Source organism: Candidatus Cloacimonadota bacterium (assembly GCA_011372345.1).
GTDB lineage: Bacteria > Cloacimonadota > Cloacimonadia > Cloacimonadales > TCS61 > DRTC01.
This window is the reverse complement of the sequence record DRTC01000260.1, coordinates 1-3,515: the sequence shown is the minus strand read 5'-3', so window position 1 is coordinate 3,515 and position 3,515 is coordinate 1. Positions and strand designations below refer to the sequence as shown.

The window sequence follows — 3,515 nt, the reverse complement described above, 5'->3', positions numbered from 1 at the left end:
TAAATTTTCCATTTTGGAGAAAATACACCATTTGCTCCGAAACTTCCTGCCGATGCTTGATCGTTAGATGTGAACCATTCACAATCAAAAAATCCGTCATATTTTCCAACTTTGTATTTTCAATGGAAATTCTGCCATCATCTTCACCAGGAATGATTTCCGAAAAAAATGGATTATAACTTTTATTTCCGGCAATAATGCCAATTTCGATATTGATTTCTTTCAGATTCCTGATAATCTTGGAATCAGTGCATAATTCCTGACCAACATCACCGGCAAACAATTTGTATAAAACATTCGATTTCAGAAAATCAGCAACTTCCGTACCTTTATTGGGAGGACTCAACATAACAATTCTGCTGCCTTCAGGCAATTCATTATTTTGCAGATAATACCTGACAATTAATCCACCCATCGAATGAGTCACAAAATGAATCTTTGAAAATCCCTTTTTTCGACATTTCCTGATCACAGCTGTGAGAATTTTTTCTGATAACGAGCTGATTGTTTCTCCAGCTGTTGAATAACCGAGATTATAAGTTGTATAACCTTTTTTCAAACATTCATTTTCCAGAAAACTCATCGAAAGTTTTATGTCACCAAATCCATGTAAAAGAATCACACATTCATTAAGTTCTAGATGATTTTTGGGAATGGGTAAACATCCAAAAAGAAAAATCGAGAGAATAAATATGAGAATAAATTTCATCATTCTTTGACTGCATATCGTCTTTTTAGAGCATTTCCCAAAGTCAGCGAACTTGTATATCCAATATCTCCGCCAAAAGGTAATCCTGTTGAAAGCCGGGTAATTTTTCCCACAAATTCATTCAACTCGGATACTAGAAAATTCATGGTTGTTTCCCCTTCGGCAGAAGGATTCAATGCTAAAATCAATTCTTCGATCTTGTTGGATTTCAACTGTTTCAGAAGTTTTGGAAAATGAATTTCGTCAGGTCCAATCCCATCGAGAGGAGAGAGTAAATTTTGCAAAACAAAGTATTTTCCCTTAAATTCGTGAGTTTCTTCGATCAAGTATATATCCTGTGTGTTTTCAACAATACAGAGAATTTTCTCATTTCTTGTCGAATCGGAACAAAAAGAACAAGGATCGGTTTCTGTCAGCATATTACAAATGCTGCAATCGCGATAATTCTCAACAGCTTTTTTGATGGTCTCGGAAAGTTGGAAAGCACTTTCTTTTTCCATACTGATGATGAACATTGCCAGTCGTTGTGCTGATTTTTTCCCGATCCCGGGAAGTTTCTTCAGGTTCTGGACTAAATCTTCTAAATATCCGCTGAACATTATTTCACCACCAAGTCACGAAGGCACGAAGAATCACAAATAACAAAACCATTTTTTACCGCAAAGACGCAGAGAATCACAAATAATCACGATATGAATGATATTTTATGCCCTATTATACTAACTTTTTAGAAATTTCTATATCTTTCTTAATCAAAGAATTGATGATTTTATTTAAAGAAAAATTATTATCTTTTTTCAGGATATTTTTTATCAGAAATTTTTTAACTTCTTTGTCCAAGTAGATCGGAATATCTAAATCCTCGATCGGTCGATAAAACCGACCCTGCTCAGCATTTGTAAAATCATATTCTTTTTTCATTTTGGGCACCTCTTTTGATATGATTGTTTTTCTTGTTTCGTTGCTCGTCTTGCACTGATAATTCTTACAAGTTCAATTCTATCAATAACTTTAAAAGTATGTACAACGAGGAGAATAACTCCCTTTAATGATTTTCCCAATAATATCCATCTATCTTCGTTATCCGAGTGTTCGTTATCATATTTGTTCAAAGCGTAAGGATCTGCGAATACATAAGAAGCTTGTTCAAATGTTATCCCATGTTTTTTAATGTTACTTTTTTCTTTAGTAGTATCCCACTCGAATTTCATAATTTAACCACATGCAAATTGTTACACGCGAAAAAACATTTTTTTTTAAAGTAACGATCTATCTCCGTAACTCAATCTGCCAAATTGAGAATATCAAAACTGATAATATCAGAAAACAATGATAATTTTAGATCAATTTAGCAAATTAATTTACTTTCTCAATCCGGCAGCTGCCGGATGAGTTACATACTAAAACAAACCCGGTATTTTCATACCACCGGTAAATTTCGACATTTCGTCTTCTGAAGTTTTAGAAACTTTTTCGTGTGCTTCATTGATGGCAGCAATGATCAAATCCTCCAGCATTTCGATATCTTCAGGATCGACAACTTCAGGATCGATCTTCAGGGTTAGAACCTGGTTTTTACCGTTCATCTGAACTTTTACCATTCCACCGCCTGAAGTTCCTTCGACAACAGTATTCGCAAGTTCTTCCTGTGCTTTTGCCAGATCCTGCTGCATTTTTTTGGCTTGTTTCATCAAATCCTGCATTCCTTTTTTTCCACCTGGAAACATGTATCCTCCAAATATTTTTTATTTTTTCTGCAGAGAACGGAGAGATCGAAGAGAAAAAACTCCATTTTTTTTCATTTAAACCATTCTCTACTTTCTGATTTCAAAATTTTATCTTCGCTTTTAGCGTCAAATGTTTTTACTTGTTTTTAATTGCAGAGATAAATTGTAAATTTTATTTTTCGGTTCTCCGGTAATTTCTTGAACCTTCTTAACTGCATTTTTCTTTGATTCTCCTTTACCGATTAAGTCTTTTAACATTTTTAGAAGTTCCTGATTTTCATAATTCTTTGGTTTTGCTCCTTCGATAATGATCACAAATTCACCTTTCAGAACTATTATTTCAGGATTTTTCAAATATTCGTCGATTGTAATACGATCATAAGTTTCATAGATTTTGGAAATTTCCCGGGCAATAACGACCTTCCGATTTCCAAAAATTTTCCTGATCTCATTAAAGAATTTTTCCAATCTATGAGGTGCTTCATAAAAAATAAGACCATCTTCGATTGGTTTGAGCTTATGCAGAATTTTATCTTTCTGGGATTTTTTATCAGGAAGAAATCCGATAAAATAGAATCGTTCCGTATCAAATCCTGAAGAAACAAATGCCGGAACAAAAGCGGTTGCTCCGGGTAAAGTTTCTACTTTGATTTTGTTTTCTATTGCTGATTTAATGATTATATTCGAGGGATCGGAAATTCCGGGAGTTCCCGAATCGGAAATGATGGCGACATCTTCCCCGTTTTTCAAAAGGTTTAGAATTTTCTCAACTCTCGCTCTTTCATTAAATTTATGATAACTGAACATGGGAGTTTTGATCTCATATTTTTTCAAAAGTTTCCCTGAATTTCGCGTATCTTCTGCTCCGATCAAAGAAACGGATCTTAAAACTTTGATCGCTCTTAAAGTTATGTCTTCCAGATTTCCAATCGGAGTTGGCACAATATATAAAATTCCTTTTTTCATAATAAGCAAAAAATATGTGAACATTTAAACTGCCAAGTTTTATTTTGAGATGATCAACCACGAAGTCAGTTTTTATCCAAGAATTAGAATTCATCCGTAAATCTATTTTATCC

The 3,515-nt window shown here is 33.9% G+C and carries 6 protein-coding genes; all 6 read right to left on the bottom strand.

Annotated elements, in window-relative coordinates; all coding sequences use genetic code 11:
- Positions 1-712, bottom strand: a 712-nt coding sequence (locus ENL20_05075) for an alpha/beta hydrolase (protein HHE37929.1), incomplete at its 3' end; no start/stop codon positions are given.
- Positions 709-1,311, bottom strand: coding sequence for a recombination protein RecR (recR, locus tag ENL20_05070; GenBank protein ID HHE37928.1), 603 nt, complete (start codon positions 1,309-1,311; stop codon positions 709-711). The genes recR and ENL20_05075, both read right to left, overlap by 4 nt.
- Positions 1,312-1,423: 112 nt before the next feature.
- Positions 1,424-1,630, bottom strand: a complete 207-nt coding sequence (locus ENL20_05065; protein HHE37927.1) for a hypothetical protein — start codon at positions 1,628-1,630, stop codon at positions 1,424-1,426.
- Positions 1,627-1,920 (bottom strand): BrnT family toxin, encoded by a 294-nt coding sequence (locus ENL20_05060; GenBank protein ID HHE37926.1) that lies wholly within the window; start codon positions 1,918-1,920, stop codon positions 1,627-1,629. The genes ENL20_05065 and ENL20_05060 overlap by 4 nt, the downstream gene beginning before the upstream one ends.
- A 189-nt stretch (positions 1,921-2,109) precedes the next feature.
- A complete protein-coding gene (locus tag ENL20_05055; protein HHE37925.1) occupies positions 2,110-2,436 on the bottom strand; it encodes a YbaB/EbfC family nucleoid-associated protein in 327 nt (108 codons plus the stop codon).
- Between the two features lie 126 nt (positions 2,437-2,562).
- The gene (rsmI, locus tag ENL20_05050) at positions 2,563-3,402 is read right to left on the bottom strand and encodes a 16S rRNA (cytidine(1402)-2'-O)-methyltransferase (protein HHE37924.1); all 840 of its coding nucleotides are present in this window, start codon (positions 3,400-3,402) and stop codon (positions 2,563-2,565) included.
- Between the last annotated feature and the right edge of the window lie 113 nt (positions 3,403-3,515).